Source organism: Janthinobacterium pasteuri, assembly GCF_051380775.1.
Taxonomy (GTDB): domain Bacteria; phylum Pseudomonadota; class Gammaproteobacteria; order Burkholderiales; family Burkholderiaceae_D; genus Janthinobacterium.
In genome coordinates this window covers 21,225-41,155 of the sequence record NZ_JBNYXS010000025.1, presented here as the reverse complement: position 1 = coordinate 41,155, position 19,931 = coordinate 21,225, and the positions used below count along the sequence as shown (strand labels likewise).

The window sequence follows — 19,931 nt, the reverse complement described above, 5'->3', positions numbered from 1 at the left end:
CGGCACAGAAGAAGTGAAACAGAGGATCGACAAGCGGTATGCCGCTAACGGTCGATGCCGAAGGTGGTGATATCGATAGGCGCCACGGTCATGACCTTGACATCGTAGACCTTCTCGACATAGGTTTGAAAGAACCAGAAACTCAAGGCCAGAATGCCGATACCGATCACGGTACTGCTCAACTCGAAGGAGCCGCCCCCGAACTTGAACGAAACGCTGGAACTGCCGCCGCGCCGAAAATCCAAATAAAATTGCAAGCCGCTAAGGACGAGACCAAAACCCACCATGATGAACACCATCACGGAAATTGCGCTGGTTTGCCATTGCTGTTGCGTCAGCTTTTGCTCCATGTCGTTCATCATCCTGGCCTGATGCTGCGCTATCCTTTGCAGGTAGGCGCGCTGGATGTCATAGGTGCTGTTACGATAAGCCTGATAAGTGCTGGCATCCGGCGTAGCCTGGACAGGCACGAAAAGAAGCGAGAGCATCAACAATGCCAGTCCATATATCTTTTTCATGAGGCCACTCCGATCCTTATCGGTATTGCCCACTAGGTATCAGGCATACCTGCCTGTGTCGCAGCGCCACGACGACTTTGTTCCGGCTATTGCGCGCGATATCTGCCGCGCAAATACTCGTACAGCCCCTTGCTGACCAACACGCAATCGATGTCGCTCGCCCCAGCCGGCAAGGCTGCGCATTTTGCCTCCTGGGCACTGAAAGAATTGATCACGGATGTATTCCGGACGGAGGAAGAGCCTCCGCCCGCCCCCGCCACATTGGCGCCGACAATTGTGGGACCACCTATCGTCACGCCGATCGCGCAGTTGGGGCATATGCTCTTCAATTGGCTGATCTGCTCTTCCAGTTCCCGTTTTTTCGCGTCACTAATATTGAAATTCTCGATGCTTACTGCCTCCGCCGGCAGGGCTATTGAATGTCTGGACGAATTCGAAGGGCGCGCCCAATCGCCGACAGAAGGCAGCCTGGTGCGCTCTGCCGCTCCTCCGGGGCCAGACATTTGGCACAGCGCCGGGGAGGAGCTCAGTAAAGCGACACACAGGACCGACAACAGAATGGTATTGGTCGGCATAAGTCCTCCTCGATATGCTGCAACGTGAACGCCATGTCGATTCACTTTGCACCTTGCCCATCCAAGTAGCAAATCATTCCCCGCCTAGCTTGAGGCAGATCAAACTCGCACGCCAGTCAGCCCGCATACGCCCGCTTGATCTCGTCAATGTTGATCTTTTTCATGCCCATCATGGCTTTCATCACGCGCTGCGCCTTGACGGGATCGGGGTCCGTCAGCAGCTTGATCATCAGGGTAGGCACGATTTGCCAGGACACCCCGAACTGGTCCTTGAGCCAGCTGCATTGCTGGGCTTCCGGCGGCCCGCCTTCGGACAGCTGGCGCCAGTAATGGTCGACCTCCTCCTGGGTTTCGCAATTGACCTGGAACGAGATGGCTTCGGAAAACTGGAACAAGGGCCCGCCATTCAAGCCCGTAAACGTCTGGCCATCGAGTTCGAATGCCACCGTCAGCACACTGCCCGGCACCTGGCCGTGGATTTCCCTGCCCTCCTCGCCGTAGCGCAGGATCTGGCCCACTTCCGAATTGGGAAATATTTCCGTATAAAACCGGGCCGCCGCCTCGGCGTTGCCGTTGAACCATAAACATGGGGTAATCTTATGTACGCTGTGCATGATGTCTCCATTGGTCGGAATAGCCGGGATAGGAACGCCTTCCCGCGCGGGAAGGACAGCTATCAATATAGTCACTATTGCGCGACCATGGCGCGGCGGCCGTGGCGCTGGCGGCGCTGGTGCCGTATTTGCTCAGGAAGGATGGGACTCAGGCGTCGAGGCCGTAGAACACGGCAACGAGGACGGCGATATTGTTGCAGGCGCGGGAAAACGTCGTCGTCGCGTAGGCAACGGCCACGCCGGGAGCGCGGTAGCGCAGGTAGACAAAGCTGAACATGGCGCCCGAGCCCAGCGCGACGATGGCGTGCAGCAAGCCGCCGCTGATGCAATGCACGATGGCCCACAGGATGGCACCGATAACAATGCTCAGCTGGCGGCCGGCACCCAGGCGCTTGAGGATTTCCAGCGGCAGCAGCTGTCCCAGGAAGGTTTCAAGAATGGGAGAATAGACGACGACCCAGAATACCAGCAGGGGCAGCGACATTTCGTGTTTGAACTTGGTCAGGCCCGTGTGTGCGCCCCAGTATTCGGGCGGCAGCAGCCATTTGGTGAGGAACAGGATGGCAAAGCACAGCATGCAGGTCAGCAAGCCCCAGCCCAGGCCGGCGAGGGCTAGTTGCAGCGCGGGCGGCGCCGGTTTGTCGTCGTCCGGGCTGGATAGATCGTGGCTGCTGCGCACTTGCATGAGAAGAAGTCCTGGCGGTGATCCAACTCTCATTGTAGCGCGTAATATGACTATTGGTGCATGGCTGTTGGTGCGCCGCGCTGCTGCGCTATCTGCCTCAGGCCGCCAGGCGCAGGGGAGCGTTGGCAGGCTGGGCCAATTTGAAAATCCCCACCTCCTGTTCCAGTTGCGCCGCCTGCTGCTGCAACTCGTGTGCGGCGGCGGCTGCCTGCTCCACCAGGGCCGCGTTTTGCTGGGTGACGCGGTCCATGTCGACGATGGCGCGGTTGACTTGCTCGATGCCGGCGCCCTGCTCCTGCGTGGCGTGGCTGATCTCGGCCATGATGCCCGTCACCCTGCCGATGCCGGCCACTACCTCGTGCATGGTGGCGCCCGCCTGCTCGACGAGCACTGTGCCCGTGCCTACCTTGCTGACGGAATCGTCGATCAGGGTCTTGATTTCGCGCGCGGCGGCAGCCGAACGCTGCGCCAGGCTGCGCACTTCGGTGGCGACCACGGCGAAACCGCGCCCCTGTTCACCGGCGCGCGCCGCTTCCACGGCCGCGTTCAAGGCCAGGATGTTGGTCTGGAAGGCGATGCTGTCGATCACGCCGATGATGTCAACGATCTTGTTCGACGAGGCATTGATCAAGCCCATGGTGTGCACCACTTCGGCCACCGCCTTGCCGCCCTGCTCCGACACGGTGGACGCTTCGCGCGCCAGACGGTTTGCCTGCTGCGCATTGTCCGCATTCTGGCGCACGGTAGAAATCAGTTCTTCCATCGACGACGCCACTTCTTCCAGCGAACCGGCCTGCTGCTCCGTGCGCTGCGACAGGTCGCGGTTGCCCGAAGCGATCTCGCTCGATGCCGTGGCGATGCTTTCCGTACCATGGCGCACCTTGCCGACGATAGCGGCCAGGTTATCGCGCATGGTTTTGATGGCGAACAATAAACTGCTGTCGTCGCCATCGCGCGTATGTACGTCGATGGCCAGTTCGCCCAGAGCGATGCGCCCGGCGATAGCGGCCGCATACGCGGGTTCGCCGCCCAGCTGGCGCAGCAATCCACGCGTGATGACGGTGGCGACCGCAATACAAATAAGCACGCTGAGCGCGGCCAGCACACCGATCCAGCGCAGCGACTGGCCGTAGATGGCGCGCGCGGCCACGCTGGCTTGCTCCGATTCGCGCTGCACGTTTTTCAGGACGGCATCGATGTCGGCGACGATCTGGCGCCGCAAGGGGCTGCACTCGTCGACGAGGAAGGTGCCGTACTGCTCCATCTGCCCGGTGGCGCGGAACTGGCGCGGACGCTGCAGTTCCTGCGCCATGGTTTTCAGGCCCTTGCTGACTTTCTCGAATTGCGCGTCACCCGCGAACTGCGGCGCCAGCCGGGCCAGCGCTTCGAGGTACAGCGCCTTCTGGCTGTCGAGGATGGCCAGCTCTTTTTCAGCGGCGGCCTGGTCATGGAAGATATACGCGTTGCGGGCGGCGATGCCCGTCTGGTCGAGCGCTTCGCGCGCCACGTACAGCGGGTCGAGTTTTTCCAGCTGTACCTTGTCCTGCGCGTCCATGGCACCGGAGATGGCAGCGATGCGCAGCAGCGCGAATGCAGCCAGCGCCAGCATCAATACCACCAGCAAGCCGAAACCTGCGCTCAGGCGCGCGCCTATGGTCAAACGATTGAATGACATCATTGTTGTTTTTGCCCTGTAATAAAGTTGATTTTTGCCGGTCATCTAAAAACCAGCGATCTGCTCACCGTCACTTGCCGACATTGCGTAGAGAGCAATATCAGTATCCAACTGGCGTTTTTTGGGCAGTCAGCTTCTATTTCGGGCAATGTGAACGCGGGGGGAATAACCCCCCACGCAAGTACAACAGCACACTGCATTATATGCGAATAGCAATATTAATGCTTTGAGGCAAGTAAAGCAGCGTCGATGACGGCCATGGTGATGCGCGAGATGCAGCACAGTTTGCCGTCCTCGTCGACGATGCGGATTTCCCACACCTGGCTGCTGCGGCCCCGGTGGATCGGCGTGGCGCGCCCCGTCACGTGGCCGCCGCGCACGCCGCGTACGTGGTTGGCGTTGATTTCCTGGCCCACGCTGACGTGCCGGCGGCTGTCCAGGCAGGCATTCGCAGCCATGCTGCCCAGGGTTTCAGCCAGCAAGACGGAAGCGCCGCCATGCAGCAGCTTGAACGGCTGCATGGTGCGGTGGTCGACGGGCATGGTCGCCTCGATCCAGTCGGGGCCCAATGCCGTAAAAACGATGCCCAGGTGGCGCATGGCCGTGCCCTCGCTGGCGGCGTTGAGCGTGGCCAGGTCGAGCGGTGCGTGCCAGATTTCCATGATTACCTCGGATAAACGTGAAGAAAAAAACATTGTAGGGCAGCCGGCGCGCGCGCGCTGCTTCATTGTTCCTTCACCGTAGTACGGGGTGGCGGTGGCATTAACTGGTTATAATTGGCCCATTCTTAAAAAACGAGGTTGTGTATGAAGTGGGCCTTGCTGGGCATTTTTTTGTTTTCCGTTTTACATATTCATTTTCGTGGCAAGGTGCGCCTGCCGTTCCGCCGCCAGATCTTCGATCACTCCTCGTTCATGGCGCCGCTGAATCTGTTCATGCACACCTTTTCCAAGGTGCCGGCCACGCCATATCTTTCCGTCGATCAATTTCCGGAACTGGCGCCGCTGCAGCAGAACTGGCAAATCATCCGCGATGAAGCGCTGCGCATGCAGGAAATGAAAAAAATCAAGGCGGCGGAAAAAAACAATGACGTGGGCTTCAATTCCTTCTTCAAGTATGGCTGGAAGCGTTTCTACCTGAAATGGTATGACGCGAATCACCCGTCGGCACAGCAAATGTGCCCGCAAACCTATGCGCTGCTGCAATCGATTCCCTCGATCAAGGCGGCCATGTTTGCGGAACTGCCGCAAGGCGGCAAGCTCAACCCGCACCGCGACCCGTTCGCCGGCTCGCTGCGCTACCACCTGGGCTTGCAGACGCCGAACGACGACCGCTGCTTCATCGATGTCGATGGCGAACGCCACAGCTGGCGCGACGGCCAGGCCGTGATGTTCGATGAAACGTATATCCACTGGGCACGCAACGATGCCGACAGCGACCGCATCATCCTGTTCTGCGACATCGAACGCCCGATGCGCTTCCGCTGGGCGCAAGGCCTGAACCGCTGGCTGGGCCGCACCCTGATGACGGCCGCCGCCTCGCCCAACGAACTGGGCGACCAGGTAGGCGGCGTGAGCAAACTGTTCCAGATTTCCTGGACCATGGGCCAGTACCGCCGCCGCTTCAAGGCGTGGAACAAGACGGCGTACCAGATCACCCGCGTGGCGCTGGTGGTGGGCATCATCGCGCTGATTTACTTTATCTAGCTGACGTGCTGTCACGCATACAAGCAAACCGCCTTCGGGCGGTTTTTTTTATCATGCGATGCCACTGAGCAGGAGAATTCTGGATGCGTGCATCGTCGCACAGGATCGTGCAGGGACTTGACCTTGCCAAGGCGGGAAGGTCCAAGGTGACGCTATTGAAGGATAACCGAGGAGAATCCCGTATGCCAAAAATCACCGTCCTGCCCCATGCCGAGCTGGCTCCCGACGGCGCCGTGTTCGACGCGCCAGAGCAAATGAGCATTTGCGACGCCCTGCTGCTCAATCATATCGACATGGAACACGCCTGCGGCCAGGTGGGCGCCTGTTCCACCTGCCACGTGGTCGTGGTGCAGGGATTCGACTCGCTCAACGAGCTGGGCGACAATGAAGAAGACATGCTCGACCAGGCCTGGGGCTTGCAGCCCCACTCGCGCCTGTCGTGCCAGGCAAGAGTGAGCCACGAAGACCTGACCGTGGAACTGCCCCGCTACACGCTGAACCACGCCAAGGAATAGTCCCCGGCGCGGTTGCCTGTCTGCCCTACTGCTTTACCACATGATCACGCGCTGCTCGGGCGGCAGATACATCGGGTCGCCCGGCTTGATGCCGAACGCTTCATAGAAGCCGGGCTGGTTCTTCACCGTGCCCTTGGCGCGGAATTCGCCCGGCGAATGCGGGTCGCTCTTGATCTGGGCAATCGCCGCCTCAGGACGCAATTTCGCGCGCCATTTCTGCGCAAAACCGATGTACAGCCGCTGTTCCCCCGTCAAGCCATCGATGACTGGCGATGGCTTGCCGTTCAAGGAGCGCTGATACGCCTTGTAGGTGATCGACAGGCCGGAATTGTCGCCAATGTTTTCACCCAGGGTCAGCTCGCCATTGATATGGTAGCCAGGCACGGGGCTGTAAGCGCCGTATTGCTTGACGAGACCGGCGGCCAGCGCCTTGAAGGCCGTGCGGTCCTCTGCCGTCCACCAGTTGCGCAAACGGCCCTTGGCATCATATTGGCTGCCCGAATCGTCGAAGGCATGGCTGATTTCATGGCCGAAAGTGATGCCCAGCAAGCCGTAATTGACGGCATCTTCTGCTTTCACGTTGAAGAATGGCGGCTGCAGGATGGCGGCAGGAATCGTGATCGCGTTCAGCGACGGGCTGTAGCTGGCGTTCACGGTTTGCGGCGTCATCGACCATTCATCGCGGTCGACGGGTTTGCCCAGCTTGTCCAGGTTTTGCTGGCGGCTCCAGGCGCGCGAGGCGCGCACGTTGGCGATCAGGTCGTTCGGCTGCGTCTTCATGCTGCTGTAGTCGCGCCAGGTATCCGGGTAGGCGATCTTCGGCTTCAAGGCGGCCAGCTTGAGCTGGGCTTCCTTCTTGGTTTCCGGGCCCATCCAGTCGAGCTGCTCGATGCCATCCTTGAACGACGCGACGAAATTGTCGAACATGGCCATCACGCGGGGCCGGGTTTCCGGCGGCAAATACATTTCCACGTAACGCTTGCCGACGGCGTCGCTGATGGCGTTATCCGTAAAGCGCAGCGCCAGTTGCCACTGCGGTTCGCTTTGCGGCACGCCGCGCAGCACCGTGCCGTCGAAGGCAAAGCGCTCCTTGACGGTAGCGCTGTCCAGGTAGGAAGCGTAGCTTTCAATGATGCGCCAGTTCAGGTAGCTTTTCCAGGATTCCAGCGGCACGGCAGCTACGCTCTCGGAAAAGCCGGTCATGAAGCTGGGCTGGCGCACCACGGCCGAGGATGCCTTTTTCGCCAGGCCGGCGGCGGCAAAGTAGGCGTTCCAGTCGAAGGCGGGTGCCAGTACCGTGAATTTGTCGAAATCGACGCGGTTGTACGACTTGACGGGGTCGCGCATCTGCACGCGCGTCCACTGCACGGCCGCCAGGCGCGTTTCGATATCGAGGATTTGCGCCGCGTGTTCGGCGGCTGCCTTGTCGCCGCTCATAGCCAGCATGGTCTCGATATGCTTGAGGTATTTGGCGCGCACGGCTTGCAGCTTGGCGTCGTCATCCTTCAGGTAATAATCGCGGTCAGGCAAGCCCAGGCCGGACTGGCTGATGTTGACCGTGTAGCGCTCGGGGTCTTGCGCATCGGGCGCCACATAGGCGGAAAACGGCGTGGCGATGCCATTGCCTTGCAAATAAGCAAACAGCGCCGGCAAGTCTTTCTTATCTTTCACGCTAGCAACGCGGGCCAGCTCGGCGCGCAGGGGCTTGAAGCCAGCCGCATTGCGCGCCTTGTCATTCATGAAACTCGTGTACAGGTCGGCGATTTTGTGCGCCTCGCTGCCGGGCTTGCCGGGGTTCTTGACGGTGGCATCAATCAGGCTGCGCAGCTGGCCCTGCGCGATTTCGCGCAATTCAATATACGTGCCCCAGACGGATTTGTCGGCCGGGATGTCGGTATTGCGGGTCCACACACCGTTGACGTAGCCGTAGAAATCATCCCTGGGGCTGACTGCGGGGTCCAGAGTTTTCAGGTCGATGCCGGAAACGGGCGCGGCAGCAGTGACGGCTTGCTGGGCGTACAGCGCTGGCGAGGATAAGGCGAACAAAGCGCAGCAGGCGGCGCTGATGAGTGAACGTTTCACGAAGATTCCTTTAATTGTTTTCACTTCATGTTGGGGAACATGCTGTGTCCAGGCATGAGAGGCAAGATTATAGTCGGCCTGCTTGCGAGGCAACAATGACGGTTGAACAATTCCAGAGATCAGCGGATCAGGAGATCAAACAGGTCCAGGCCTTTTTTATCCTGATTTTTCAGCAGATCCGCAAGCGAACCCGGTGTTGGCCCGCCATTGCCGGCCGCGTGATTGAAATAGTTAAAATCGAGCTTGATCTTGTCTTCCAGGTCGCTCGCATAATTGGCAGGATATTGCGCTTGTTCCAGATGGGGCAATGCATTGAAATGCGCGAGCACCGACTTGAAGAAGTTGGTCGTCTTGCCGGTAGTTTCGTATTCATGCATGGCTTGCGCCACGACCTGGGTGCGCCAGGCCTCTTCTTCCTGATACGCCTGCATAAAGGCGGCGCGCCGCTCGTTGATGGTAAAGGTTCCGCTGTCATCGTTCGAAATGGCGGACAATTGCTCGCGCGATAGCCCGGCAAACGGATTGGGGCCCTTCCTGTCGACATAAGCGGTGGCGGCGGCGGCCGACTTTGCCGATGCCGCGTCATTCGGTTGCGGCACCTGCTTGGCGGCGGACGCCTTGTGTTCGGCGTCCAGCGGATACAGGATGTCATCGGTATTGTCATTCACCCACCGACCCAGCGCCGCATGATCGAAGCCCCGGATGGTGGCGCTGGTGGCCGTCGAAGCCTTCGCCAGGCGCCCGGCCAGGGTCGAGATCACGACATCGTCCGCCACGGCGCCAGGACCGGCTGGCGCTGCCAGGGCCGGCGTCTTGTCCGACGAGAAGGTCTTCTTGCCTTCTGCGGCAGACAGTGCCCCAGGCTGGATTCCTGCCGTGCTGATATTCATCATCGCCGCCCCCAAGATAAGTAAATGTTACTATAGCACAATAAATATCCAAGATATTCAGGGGGAATTCACGGGTTTTCTCTCTCCGGCGATGACGTTCTAGCTCATGCGACAGCTATTCCAGCCCGGGTGCCCTATCTCTTTGCCTATCTCTTTAATTGGAGCAGCTTGATGCAGGAATTCCGATTCAATGTTTTCGGCACGCTGATTGCCATCCGGGGAAATCAGGGGGCATGGCGCGTATTCTATCTCGGCGCGGAAGGCAAGCGCCGGCCTGCCGATTTCATTATTCCGGACGATATTCAAGCCGATGCGCTGTGCGAATACCTGGCTGACTTGTTCCATGAGGAGGCGACGCCGCGCAATAACACAACGACACAGATATCGTATAAGCCCGCAAACACCGCCCCTGCGTTGAATAGTGAAGGATCGCCGTGAATAGATGGATGCAATACCTGTTCAAGGAACATGGCGAAAAAAAACTGCGCAAGTGGGCACGGCGCCTGAAGCTCTTCCGTTTTTTCAGGGCGCTTGGAGGACATGCGAATGACGGCGACTCACTGGATGTTGCCTTTGCCTATGGCGAACCGGCACAGCTCGACACATTCTTGGCGAGCCTGGGCATCAAGCTGGTGAAATTTGACGCACAGCCACCGCAGCCCTTGCCGGGCATCGCCTACCAGGGAGACGAGTACTTGCGGTTTCCATCGCTGATTGATGGCACCTTGTGGCAACAGCCAGGTCGGTGCGACATCATGGGTATCGGGGTCTTCATCTGGTGCCACGCCGGGGTGGTGAAAATTTCTTTACATGATGGCTATGCAGTGTCAGAGCAAAATGTCCGCGACGCTGCAGCCATCGAAAAGCTGCTCGCCTGGGTACTTCTTGAGCGGATAGATCCGCCTGCCGATAGCCGCCAATACTTTTGCCCGTAATGGCATCCTGATGCAATGCGCCCCTATTTCACCGGCTCGAACGTCACCGTCAGCCCATTCCCGGTGGTCCTGATCTGCGTCGGCACGAACTGCACGCCCGCATAGCGCAACTCATCGGGCTTGAAGGTGTAGATCGGCGTTTCATGCATGAGCTGGTCGGCCACCAGGCTGGCCACCTTGGCGAACTGGCGCTGCTGCGCTTCATCCATGCCGTCGATGCTTACCTTGTCCACGCTCGCTTCGCTCAGATAGACGGCGTTACGCTGGGCGTCGAGCACCAGGCGGCCCGACATGGCCAGGCTGCCGCGCCAGCTCTGGCGGATGAACGGCGGCAAGACGCTGGCCTCCACGCTGAGGGCTACCCGTTCACGCTCGGGCTGCAGCGACAGCTGCGGGTGGGTCAGCTTCACGTCCAGCACAGACAGCACGCGCTTGTCGATGGGAAAGCGGCGCTCCAGGCCTTGCTGCATCTTGCTCAGCGACACATTCACGTCGCGCGGGCCGATCAGGGTGGAGCACGAGGCCAGCAGCGTGCAGGCAAATGCAGCGATGGTGGCGGTTTTCAGCAAGGGGCGCAGGGCGGTCACATTCATGGATAGTCTCGGTGGAAAGTTGGCGCCATCTTACACATGCGCCCGCTTTCACGCAAAAACCGGCGCCGCACCTTGCGGCGGGCGCCGGTTCTTGCTTTGTTAGTGCACGAACAGGGCGATCAGTATGACGATGGGCAATGGAATGCCCAGCAGCAGCAAGAGGATGGAACGCATGGCAGTCTCCTAGATTGAAATGAATGATTTAAATGGTTACATGGCGCAGCACGCGCTCATGGTCGCGCTGGCGCCCGCCAAACGTTGCCGCCAGGCTGGCCACGAAAGCGCCCAGCAGCAAGGCGACGAACATCCACAGGGCCGTGTGGGCACCGGCCTTGCGGGCCGTATCGGCCGCCTGCTGTGCTTTCGCCTTGGCATCGGCGGCGACCTTGGCGGCGCGACCGTAGACGGCGTCGACCCGCGCTTCCGCTTCAGCTTGTGTCAAGCCCGTGCGGCTGGCCACGACCTGGGCCAGGTAGGCGCGGTCATCGGCGGCCAGGCTGCCCGTCGACAGGCTTGTTGCGAAGATCTTGCCGATTTCCACGCGCTGGTCGGCAAGCGTGACGCCAGGGGCCGCAATCGCCGGCGTGCCGCTGGCAGCAGCGGGCGCGGTGCGCAGCACCATGTCCGAGAAATAGTCGAGCGCATTGGTACTGCTGCCCTCGCCTTGCTTGGCACCAGCCGCTGCGGCCGGGGACACTGCCGCCGCCACGCCGCTGCCCGCATCGATAGCGCCGCTGAGCACGGCGCGCGTGCCGCCGGCCAGCACGGCCACGGTGATCAGGGTCGCCACGGCCCAGGCCAGCAAGCCGTGCGCCGTATCGCGGAAATGCACCTCATCCGTGTGGATGGAACTCCATTTCACGCGCAGACGGCCAGCCATGTAGCCGCCGATGCCGGACGCGGCCAGTTGCATGAAGGCCAGCCAGGCGATGGTCGACACGCCGATGGCCGTGGCGTTGAACGACCACGGCGACACGGACGACAGGCCCAGTCCCACGCCGAGGATCAGCAGGATGAAGGACAAGGCGGCCGCAGCGGCAGCGCCCGCCAGCACGGCGCCCCAGGAAACGCCCGGATTGTTCATGTCCGATGCGGACAGTTGTGTAGATTGCATGGAATTCTCCCTATTGATTTGATTAAGTTACAGGGGGAAGCATGCCGCGCCGTCGCCGCCGCGTATGTGCGACGCCAAACACAATCTTTACATTTCACTCACATCCGTATGCGGTGCTCACTTGATACCGTGGTGGTTCATCAAGTCGTACAAGGTGGGCCGGCTCACGCCCAGCAAATCAGCCGCGCGGGCGATATTGCCGTCGGCGCGCGCCAGCGCGCGCACCATGACCTTGTATTCGGCCACTTCGCGGGCCTGGCGCAGGTTCAGCGGCTCATCCGAGGGCGCCGCCTGGGCGCTGGCGGGCAAGCCCAGGTCATCGGCGGAGATCTGCGGCCCGTCGCACATGATGACGGCCCGCCTGATGCAGTTTTCCACCTCGCGCACATTACCGGGCCAGCCGTAGCTTTCGATCAGCTGCAGCGCGCCTGCGCTGAAATGCAGGCTGCCGCGCGCTTCGCTGGCGCAGAACTTGTTCTTGAAATGGTGGGCCAGCAAGGCGCAATCGCCGGCCCGGTCGCGCAGCGGCGGAATGCGCAGGACGATTTCGCTGAGACGGTAAAACAGGTCTTCGCGGAAACGTCCCTGCTCCGCCAGCACCTTCAAGTCCTGGTGCGTGGCGCAGACGATGCGCACGTCGACGGCGATCTCGGCGCGCCCGCCCACGCGCTCGATGACCCGTTCCTGCAGGAAGCGCAGCAGTTTCGCCTGCAGCGGCATCGGCATATCGCCGACCTCGTCAAGAAAAAAAGTACCGCCGTGTGCCAGTTCGATCTTGCCCAGGGTTTGCCGCGCCGCACCCGTAAATGCCCCCCGCTCATAGCCAAACAGCTCGCTTTCCAGCAGGTTTTCGGGAATCGCCGCGCAGTTGATGGCTATGAAACGCTGCGCGTGACGGCTCGATAGCGCATGCAAGCCCCGCGCAATCAGCTCCTTGCCGCTGCCCGAGTCGCCCAGCAGCATCACGCTTGCCGACGAGGGCGCCACTTTTTCCACGCTGCGGCACAGTTTCAGCATGCCGGGGTCGCGGCTGACGATGCCGGCCAGCGGCGAGTCCGCCTGCGTCTGCAGCATGCGGCGGTTTTCCTGCTGCATCGCGTGCAGGTAGAACGCGCGGGCGATGACCAGGCCCAGCATGTCAGCCTCGAACGGTTTCTGATGGAAATCGTAAGCGCCCAGGGCAATGGCCCTTAATGCATGCGCGCGCTCCTGGTTGCCCGAGAGGATGATGACCTTGGTGTCCGGCGCCAGCGCGAGGATGTGCTGCAAGGTGGCCAGGCCTTCCGTGGCGCCGTCCGGATCGGGCGGCAAGCCCAGGTCCATCGTCACCACGGCCGGCTGGTGGCGCCGCACCAGCGCCAGCGCCGCCTCGCGCTCGCCCGCCAGCAAGACCTCATAGTCGTCAAAACTCCAGTGCAGCTGCTTTTGCAGGCCGGGATCGTCTTCGATGACCAGCAGTTTCTGTTTGCCCATGGCACTCCTTTGCTAGGCCGCGTGCAGCGGCAGGATCACGCGGAACGTGGTGCCGACGTCGGGTTCGCTTCGCACTTCCAGGCTGCCGCCCACTTCCCGCAGGTATTCGCGGCTTTCGAACACGCCGATGCCCATGCCCGCCGTCTTGGTCGTGTCAAACGGTTTGAACAGACGTTCACGGATGAATTGTTCGCTCATGCCCTGCCCCGTATCGTCGAGCTCGACCACGGCAGTGTGCTGCTCGCGCCGCAGCCGCACAGCCACCTTGCCATCGCTGGCCGTCGCCTCGATGGCGTTCTGGATCAAATGTCCCAGCACGCGTTCCAGGCGCGCGCGGTTGGCCAGCACCGTCAGCTCGCCATCGACGATTTCCAGCCGGGGCGCCGGCGCCAGGCTGGCTTTGGCGGCCACGGCCTGGCGCAGCAAGCCATCGAGCAGCAGCGGCGCCGGCGCTTCCGGCGCCTCACCACGCGCGAGTTTCTGCAGCAAGGTCTTCATTTTCTGCACGGAATGGTCCAGGGTGCCCAGCATGTCTTGCTGAAAGGCGGGATTGGCGCGGTGTTTTTCGGCATTGCTTAACAACAAGGACAGGTGGAACACCAGGTTTTTGAGGTCGTGCACAATAAAAGTGGACAGGCGGTTGAACGAATCGAACTGGCGCGCCACCGTCAGGGTGTCGAGCGATTCGCGGTGCGCCAGGTAACTGGCGGCCTGGCTGCCGGCAATTTTCAGCACGTCGCGGATTTCCCAGTTCAAGCCGATACGCGTGCGCGGCCGCGCCAGCGCGACAAAGGCGAACAGCTGGCCATGCAGCATCAAGGGTACCAGCAGCCACACTTGCGGCAACGCCAGCAGGGCCGGCGGTAACAGCAGGCCGCCGTACTGGCGCGGGTTTTGCTGGCAGTCAGGCACGTCGACCACCCATAGTCTTGCCTCCAGGAACTGGCACAGGGGACCCGACGCCGGCTCGCTCCACGTGCTCGGTGGCCAGTTCCAGCTGGCGGCCGGGACAAACTGCCCCTGCTCGCGCAATATCCACAGCGCGCCTGCGCGGCTTTCCACCAGTTGCGCCATGGCCTGTATCGTGCGTTCACCCAGGGCCGGGCCATCTTCGGACAGCGCCCGCGTAAACCTCAGCCATTCCTCGCGGTAATCGAAGATGGCATTGTAAAAATGCTTGTTGATAGTGACCTTGAGCTTGGCGCGCAGGCTGCCGGAAAACAGCACGCCCGCCAGCAACAGGGCCGCGCCGCCCAGGTAAGCCATCTGCATCAGCGAACCCCAGGTGCCGCCGACATAGCGCAAGTAATAGGCGCTGGCCGCCATGGCCAGCAGATAGATGGCCGAACCCAGCAAGGCGGCCGAGCGGTACAGCATCTGGCGCGAGACGGACAGGCCCAGCGCCCAGCCGGGATTGCGCGCGGCCGACACGGCCAGCAGCGGCGCGCACAGGGCGTCGACGATGCCGCGCGCGGCCCAGATGTCGTCGTTGATCGCGCGAAACAGCAAGGCGTCGCTGTACAGATAAAAATCGTAGGCGAACAGGCCGCCCACGCCCAGGCAGGCAAACTTGATGCCCCAGCGTTTCAAGGGCGGCGTATTGCGGTACCACTGTTCCACCAGCAACATGCCCAGCACGGCCAGCAGCAAACGGCTGACGCTGGCGATGATGCGCGCCGGCAAAGGCAGTGCCAGCCACGACGAGGCCAGCGCGAACAACGCGGGCGCCAGCGCCGTGAGGACGATGCTCACCAGCACCATGTGCAAGCGGGGCCGCGACGGTTCGATCAGCAGCAGCAAAAACACCAGCCAGGCCAGGGTGCGCAGCAACTCCAGCGCATCACCGGCCAGCGCGATGCGTTGCCCCAGCAGCACGAGCACCACCGTGCCCGTGGCCCAGCCACCGGTCGCCAGGCAAGCCACCAGCAAGACGCGCACGTTTTGCCGCGCGCGCCAGTTGCTGATGAGTAGCAGCGCCAGCACGAAGAACGCCAGCGACGCCAGGCCATGGCTGAGGGCCGCCGCGTCGGCCGCCGCCAGCCAGTCCGACTGCGCCCCCATCATCGGCTGCCCTTGCCAAACAGCACCACCTGCACCGTATCGAGCAAGATCAGCAAGTCGAGGAACAGGCTATTGTTTTTCACATAATACAAATCGTATTGCAGCTTCTTCACGGCATCGTCGACGGAGGCGCCATATTGATAGCGCACCTGCGCCAGGCCCGTGATGCCCGGCTTGATGCTGTGACGAATGTTGTAGTACGGCACCTGCTGCTTCAGTTGCTCGACAAAATACGCGCGCTCGGGGCGTGGCCCGACAAAACTCATCTCGCCGCGAAACACATTGAGCAGTTGCGGCAACTCGTCGATGCGCAGCTTGCGGATCAGCTTGCCCACCCGCGTGATGCGCGCATCGTCGGTCAGCGCCCAGATGGGCTTGCCGTCGCGCTCGGCATCGCAGCGCATGCTGCGAAATTTCAGCACGTTAAAAGGCAAGCCATCGCGCCCCACCCGCTCCTGCTGGTAAAACACGGGGCCGCCGTCTTCCAGGCGGATGCACAGCGCCGTCACCAGCATCACGGGCTGCGCCGCCAGACAGATGACGCTGCTGGCCGCCAGGTCGAACAGACGCTTCGAGGCGGCGCGGAAAAAACTCTGGTCGAAGCCACCGCCATAGATCAGATAGCTCGGTTGCAATGAATCGATGCGGATCTGGCACGCTTCGCGCTCGAAAAATGTGGCCGCATCGATCACCTTGACGCCGCCCAGTGCGCATTCCAATAGTTGCTTGGCAGGAAACGCGCCATTGCGCCGGTCGCTGACGGACACGACGATCTCATGCGCCGCATGGCGCTGGGCCATGGCCAGCAGCGACGGTTCGGCCGGCAGCAAGGCCGATACCGGCACGCAGCATTGCTCGCCAGCCACATCGATGCAGCCGACCACCGTAAACTGGTGGAAGCCGATCTTGCTAGCGGCCAATTCCATGCATTCGCGCGCCAGCACCCCGCCGCCCACCAGGATCAGCCGGCCTTCCATCAGCGCCGATTGCGAGGATTTGAACACCACCAGGCGCGCCAGCAGCACGCCGATGGCACCCAGGCCGAAGATCAGCACGCTGCCGCGCCCGAAATGCAAGGACGGGACGAAACGGATCAATACGCTGAGTACGGCAAAACCCAGCGCGAACGACGGCAGGATGCGCAATAAAGTGTTGCGGATGTCTTCGCGCGAACGGTGCTGGTACATGCCCAGCGCACTCATGCTGAACACGATGACCAGTGCAAAGATCGCCGACGACAGATAGACTTCGCCCAGCCGCAGCACGCGGCTGCCGTCCGCCAGCCACAGCAGCGATGTCAGGGTGGCCGACAGCAGCAGGATCAGGATTTCCAGCAACAGCAGGATGAACGCTGTTTTCGAGACATAATGGCTGAAGATGCGGATCATGGTTCCTCCTGCGGCAAAAAGCATCAGGCCGCGCACAGGGCGGCTTGCTGCTGTCTTGCCATGATGGCCAACTGTTCCACGAAGACATTGATGCGCCACAAGCTACGGCCCCAGCTATCTTTCGCTGGCAGAATTTATCTCAACACATTACCGAATGAGGGGAAATGGCATATAGTATGCTTCCCCTAAAAGAGATAAATGTCATGAAATTTGATGTAGCGATTGTCGGCAGCGGCCTGGCGGGTTTATCGGTTGCACTGCATTTAGCTGAGACGCGCACTGTCGCGATCATTTCCAAACGCGCGCTGCTCGATGGCGCCAGCAACTGGGCGCAAGGCGGGATCGCGGCCGTGCTGGACTCGGGCGACAGCCACCAGCAGCACATCGAAGACACCCTGATCGCGGGCGGCGGCCTGTGCGACGAGAGCGCCACGCGCTACATCGTCGAGCACGGCCGCGAAGCCATCGAATGGCTGATCGAGCAAGGCGTGCCGTTTACGCGCGACGCCACGGCCGAGCTGGGCTTCCACCTGACCCGCGAAGGCGGCCACAGCCAGCGCCGCATCATCCACGCGGCCGACGCCACGGGCCACGCCGTGCAAGTGACGCTGGAAGAGAAGGTACGCTCCCACCCGAATATCAGCCTGTTCGAACACCACTGCGCGATCGACCTGATCACCTCCGACAAGCTGGGCATGAAGCCGACCCAGCGCAATGCGCAACCGCATTGCCACGGCCTGTACGTGCAGGATGAACAAACGGGCAAGGTGCACACCTTTGCCGCCGAGCATACCGTGCTGGCCACGGGCGGCGCGGGCAAGGTGTATTTATATACCACCAACCCGGACACGGCCAGCGGCGACGGCATCGCCATGGCCTGGCGCGCCGGCTGCCGCGTGTCGAACATGGAATTCATCCAGTTCCACCCCACTTGCCTGTACCACCCTTACGCGAAATCGTTCCTGATCACCGAAGCCATCCGTGGCGAAGGGGGATTGCTGAAACTGCCGCCTGAAGCGGGCGCGGCAGCGGGCACGCGCTTCATGCTGGCCCACGATGAGCGGGCCGAACTGGCACCGCGAGACGTGGTGGCGCGCGCCATCGACTTCGAGATCAAGAAACGGGGTCTCGACTACGTGCACCTGGACATCAGCCACAAGCCGGCCGCATTCCTCATCGAACATTTCCCCACGATTTACGCGCGCTGCCTGGAACTGGGCATCGACATCACCAAGCAGCCGATCCCCATCGTGCCCGCCGCCCACTACACCTGCGGCGGCGTCGTCACGGACCTGTCCGGTCGCGCCGACTTGCCGGGCCTGTATGCGGTGGGCGAGACGGCCTGCACGGGCTTGCATGGGGCGAACCGCCTGGCGTCGAATTCCTTGCTCGAATGCATCGTCATCGGCCGCGCCTGCGCGCAAGACATCGAAAGCAAGGAAAAGCTGGGCACGCCGTATCTGCCCGACTGGGATGAAAGCCGCGTCACGGATGCGGATGAGGAAGTAGTGATTTCCCACAATTGGGACGAGCTGCGCCGCTTCATGTGGAATTACGTGGGCATCGTACGCACGACCAAGCGCCTGGAACGCGCCCAGCACCGCATCGCGCTGCTGAAAGAGGAAATCGACGAGTACTACCGCAACTTCCGCATCACGCACGACCTGCTGGAACTGCGCAACCTGGTCGACGTGGCGTCGATGATCGTCAACAGCGCCCTGTCGCGCCGGGAAAGCCGCGGCCTGCACTTCAGCCGAGATTATCCGGAAACCTTGCCCAAAGCCATCGCCAGCGTGCTGACGCCGCCGCATAGGTAGGCGACATACACAAGCGCCGTCGAATGCTGATTGCATCACATCGTACGATCAGGCATTGCGGTGTTCCGCTATTTGCCAGAAGCGCCCACGCTGCAGGCATCGAGCAATCACCTAAACTGGATGGAAATGTTGCATAGTAACCTTTTTGATGCCATTGCATCTGCGGTGGACCTGGATGACCCTGCAGAACAACTTTTAGCTCAGCGATTCATGCTTGAGGCTATTGAACGAGTGACTTCCCAATTGCCTGAGGTTGCCAAGTCAGCAGCAGCTGTGGCGCATCGATACATCACCGGTGCGGCGACGGCTGAGGAAGTCATCAGGGAGCGTGTACGCCTCTGGCGAGCAATTGAAGGGCGAGACCAATCGGACGAGCCAGACGTTTTGAAAATAAGAACTGCCATATGCGTCTTGCATCCTATGGATATTGGCGCTCCTGCCGAAACATTGGAGTATTTTTTTTATTTTTGGCAGCAAGGAGGCTTGTCGCAGGCTGAACTGAAGGCCGCTGTTCAAAACAATTATGGAATTTGAGGTGGCTACAACTGGCCAACAGCAGACATTAAAAACGTTAACGTCTTGAGCGGTTCAGGGTACCTAGTGGAAAATCATGGCAGGGAAATTTTTGAGTCGAGGCGCAGTAGTCCACCTTATCAAGAGTCAGGAACGAACTAATGCTATTCAGAAACGCGATGGATTAACCCAGCACCCGGTGCGAACAACGGTGTGTGGTTGCCCTGACCCTGATTGCGGTGGCTGGCATACCATACTGACTGCGAAAAACGTGCCAACCGCAGACGAGTGCAGGTCGATTTTGCAACACGAAAAATCCAAAAGAAAGGGCTAGTTGCGTATGGCCGAATCCGGCCAATAGCTGACAAATTATTTATGAACTCAGAAACCTTCATCAAAACCATTGCTCCGCTTTTAAAGGCTCATGGATTTAAAAAGTCTAACGCAACTTGGCGAAGATTACAGGCGGAAAGTATTGCAGTTCTGAACGTAACGAAGTCGCCCTGGGGAAGTGGCGACTACTATATTAATCTTGGTACCTACTTCCTCGCGCTCGGAAGTCTGACGAATCCAACAGAGAATAAATGTCATGTGCAAATGAGACTAGCGCTCGCTGAGCCCGTCGTGGCTCTTGATAATGCGCTGTCATGGTTCGCCGCGAGAGAGCGCCTAAGCGACGCTTCTCGGCTGGCAGATTCGGATTCAAAAAAAGGGTTAGTCTTTAAAGAAGTTCGAATATCCACCTAATTACTCGACCGTCCGCTTTGGGGCGAAAGC

Annotated in this window: 20 protein-coding genes; 7 read left to right on the top strand and 13 right to left on the bottom strand. The window is 60.6% G+C overall.

Features of this window, described 5'->3' with window-relative positions; translation table 11 throughout:
* Positions 1-44: 44 nt before the first annotated feature.
* From ACQ4WN_RS21545 to ACQ4WN_RS21520, 6 genes are all read right to left on the bottom strand, one after another.
* Positions 45-551 carry a hypothetical protein gene (locus ACQ4WN_RS21545; protein WP_436553363.1) on the bottom strand — a complete coding sequence of 169 codons (507 nt, stop codon included), beginning with the start codon at positions 549-551 and terminating at the stop codon, positions 45-47.
* A gap of 53 nt (positions 552-604) precedes the next feature.
* Positions 605-1,093: a hypothetical protein gene (locus tag ACQ4WN_RS21540; protein ID WP_436553362.1), complete on the bottom strand. Its 489-nt coding sequence runs from the start codon at positions 1,091-1,093 to the stop codon at positions 605-607.
* Between the two features lie 116 nt (positions 1,094-1,209).
* Positions 1,210-1,707 carry a VOC family protein gene (locus ACQ4WN_RS21535; RefSeq protein ID WP_436553361.1) on the bottom strand — a complete coding sequence of 166 codons (498 nt, stop codon included), beginning with the start codon at positions 1,705-1,707 and terminating at the stop codon, positions 1,210-1,212.
* 148 nt (positions 1,708-1,855) lie between these two features.
* Complete coding sequence (locus ACQ4WN_RS21530; RefSeq protein WP_436553360.1) at positions 1,856-2,392, bottom strand: hypothetical protein; 537 nt, start codon at positions 2,390-2,392, stop codon at positions 1,856-1,858.
* Between the two features lie 97 nt (positions 2,393-2,489).
* Complete coding sequence (locus ACQ4WN_RS21525; RefSeq protein WP_436553359.1) at positions 2,490-4,070, bottom strand: methyl-accepting chemotaxis protein; 1,581 nt, start codon at positions 4,068-4,070, stop codon at positions 2,490-2,492.
* A gap of 215 nt (positions 4,071-4,285) precedes the next feature.
* Entirely contained in the window at positions 4,286-4,729 is a 444-nt protein-coding gene (locus ACQ4WN_RS21520; protein ID WP_436553358.1) for a hotdog fold thioesterase, read from the bottom strand.
* A 144-nt stretch (positions 4,730-4,873) separates the two neighbouring features.
* Between ACQ4WN_RS21520 and lpxO the strand changes: the two genes are divergently transcribed.
* Positions 4,874-5,773, top strand: a complete 900-nt coding sequence (lpxO, locus tag ACQ4WN_RS21515) for a lipid A hydroxylase LpxO (protein ID WP_436553357.1) — start codon at positions 4,874-4,876, stop codon at positions 5,771-5,773.
* Positions 5,774-5,955: 182 nt separating this feature from the next.
* The gene (gene fdx, locus ACQ4WN_RS21510) at positions 5,956-6,288 is read left to right on the top strand and encodes an ISC system 2Fe-2S type ferredoxin (protein WP_436553356.1); all 333 of its coding nucleotides are present in this window, start codon (positions 5,956-5,958) and stop codon (positions 6,286-6,288) included.
* 33 nt (positions 6,289-6,321) lie between these two features.
* Here the strand turns inward: fdx and ACQ4WN_RS21505 are convergent, their stop codons facing one another.
* Together ACQ4WN_RS21505 and ACQ4WN_RS21500 are read right to left on the bottom strand one after the other, a co-directional pair.
* Positions 6,322-8,370 carry a M13 family metallopeptidase gene (locus ACQ4WN_RS21505; protein ID WP_436553355.1) on the bottom strand — a complete coding sequence of 683 codons (2,049 nt, stop codon included), beginning with the start codon at positions 8,368-8,370 and terminating at the stop codon, positions 6,322-6,324.
* A gap of 119 nt (positions 8,371-8,489) precedes the next feature.
* Positions 8,490-9,263, bottom strand: a complete 774-nt coding sequence (locus tag ACQ4WN_RS21500; protein ID WP_436553354.1) for a hypothetical protein — start codon at positions 9,261-9,263, stop codon at positions 8,490-8,492.
* 168 nt (positions 9,264-9,431) lie between these two features.
* Here ACQ4WN_RS21500 and ACQ4WN_RS21495 point away from each other — a divergent pair, with 168 nt between their 5' ends.
* Positions 9,432-9,698 (top strand): DUF7661 family protein, encoded by a 267-nt coding sequence (locus tag ACQ4WN_RS21495; protein WP_436553398.1) that lies wholly within the window; start codon positions 9,432-9,434, stop codon positions 9,696-9,698.
* 8 nt (positions 9,699-9,706) lie between these two features.
* Positions 9,707-10,195: a hypothetical protein gene (locus tag ACQ4WN_RS21490; protein WP_436553353.1), complete on the top strand. Its 489-nt coding sequence runs from the start codon at positions 9,707-9,709 to the stop codon at positions 10,193-10,195.
* A gap of 23 nt (positions 10,196-10,218) precedes the next feature.
* Here the strand turns inward: ACQ4WN_RS21490 and ACQ4WN_RS21485 are convergent, their stop codons facing one another.
* The 5 genes from ACQ4WN_RS21485 to ACQ4WN_RS21465 form a co-directional block, all read right to left on the bottom strand.
* Positions 10,219-10,788, bottom strand: a complete 570-nt coding sequence (locus ACQ4WN_RS21485) for a DUF1439 domain-containing protein (protein WP_436553352.1) — start codon at positions 10,786-10,788, stop codon at positions 10,219-10,221.
* Between the two features lie 202 nt (positions 10,789-10,990).
* Positions 10,991-11,902 (bottom strand): hypothetical protein, encoded by a 912-nt coding sequence (locus tag ACQ4WN_RS21480; RefSeq protein ID WP_436553351.1) that lies wholly within the window; start codon positions 11,900-11,902, stop codon positions 10,991-10,993.
* Between the two features lie 117 nt (positions 11,903-12,019).
* Complete coding sequence (gene prsR, locus ACQ4WN_RS21475) at positions 12,020-13,375, bottom strand: PEP-CTERM-box response regulator transcription factor (protein WP_436553350.1); 1,356 nt, start codon at positions 13,373-13,375, stop codon at positions 12,020-12,022.
* A 12-nt stretch (positions 13,376-13,387) separates the two neighbouring features.
* On the bottom strand, positions 13,388-15,439 hold the full coding sequence (prsK, locus tag ACQ4WN_RS21470; RefSeq protein ID WP_436553349.1) for an XrtA/PEP-CTERM system histidine kinase PrsK: 2,052 nt from the start codon (positions 15,437-15,439) through the stop codon (positions 13,388-13,390).
* Entirely contained in the window at positions 15,436-16,824 is a 1,389-nt protein-coding gene (locus tag ACQ4WN_RS21465; protein ID WP_436553348.1) for a TIGR03013 family XrtA/PEP-CTERM system glycosyltransferase, read from the bottom strand. The genes prsK and ACQ4WN_RS21465 overlap by 4 nt, the downstream gene beginning before the upstream one ends.
* Positions 16,825-17,027: 203 nt before the next feature.
* Between ACQ4WN_RS21465 and nadB the strand changes: the two genes are divergently transcribed.
* The 3 genes from nadB to ACQ4WN_RS21450 all read left to right on the top strand — a co-directional run bounded on the left by nadB (position 17,028) and on the right by ACQ4WN_RS21450 (position 19,901).
* On the top strand, positions 17,028-18,641 hold the full coding sequence (nadB, locus tag ACQ4WN_RS21460) for an L-aspartate oxidase (RefSeq protein ID WP_436553347.1): 1,614 nt from the start codon (positions 17,028-17,030) through the stop codon (positions 18,639-18,641).
* 30 nt (positions 18,642-18,671) lie between these two features.
* Positions 18,672-19,175 carry a hypothetical protein gene (locus tag ACQ4WN_RS21455; RefSeq protein ID WP_436553346.1) on the top strand — a complete coding sequence of 168 codons (504 nt, stop codon included), beginning with the start codon at positions 18,672-18,674 and terminating at the stop codon, positions 19,173-19,175.
* 354 nt (positions 19,176-19,529) lie between these two features.
* Positions 19,530-19,901 (top strand): DUF4304 domain-containing protein, encoded by a 372-nt coding sequence (locus ACQ4WN_RS21450; protein ID WP_436553345.1) that lies wholly within the window; start codon positions 19,530-19,532, stop codon positions 19,899-19,901.
* Positions 19,902-19,931 lie beyond the last annotated feature (30 nt).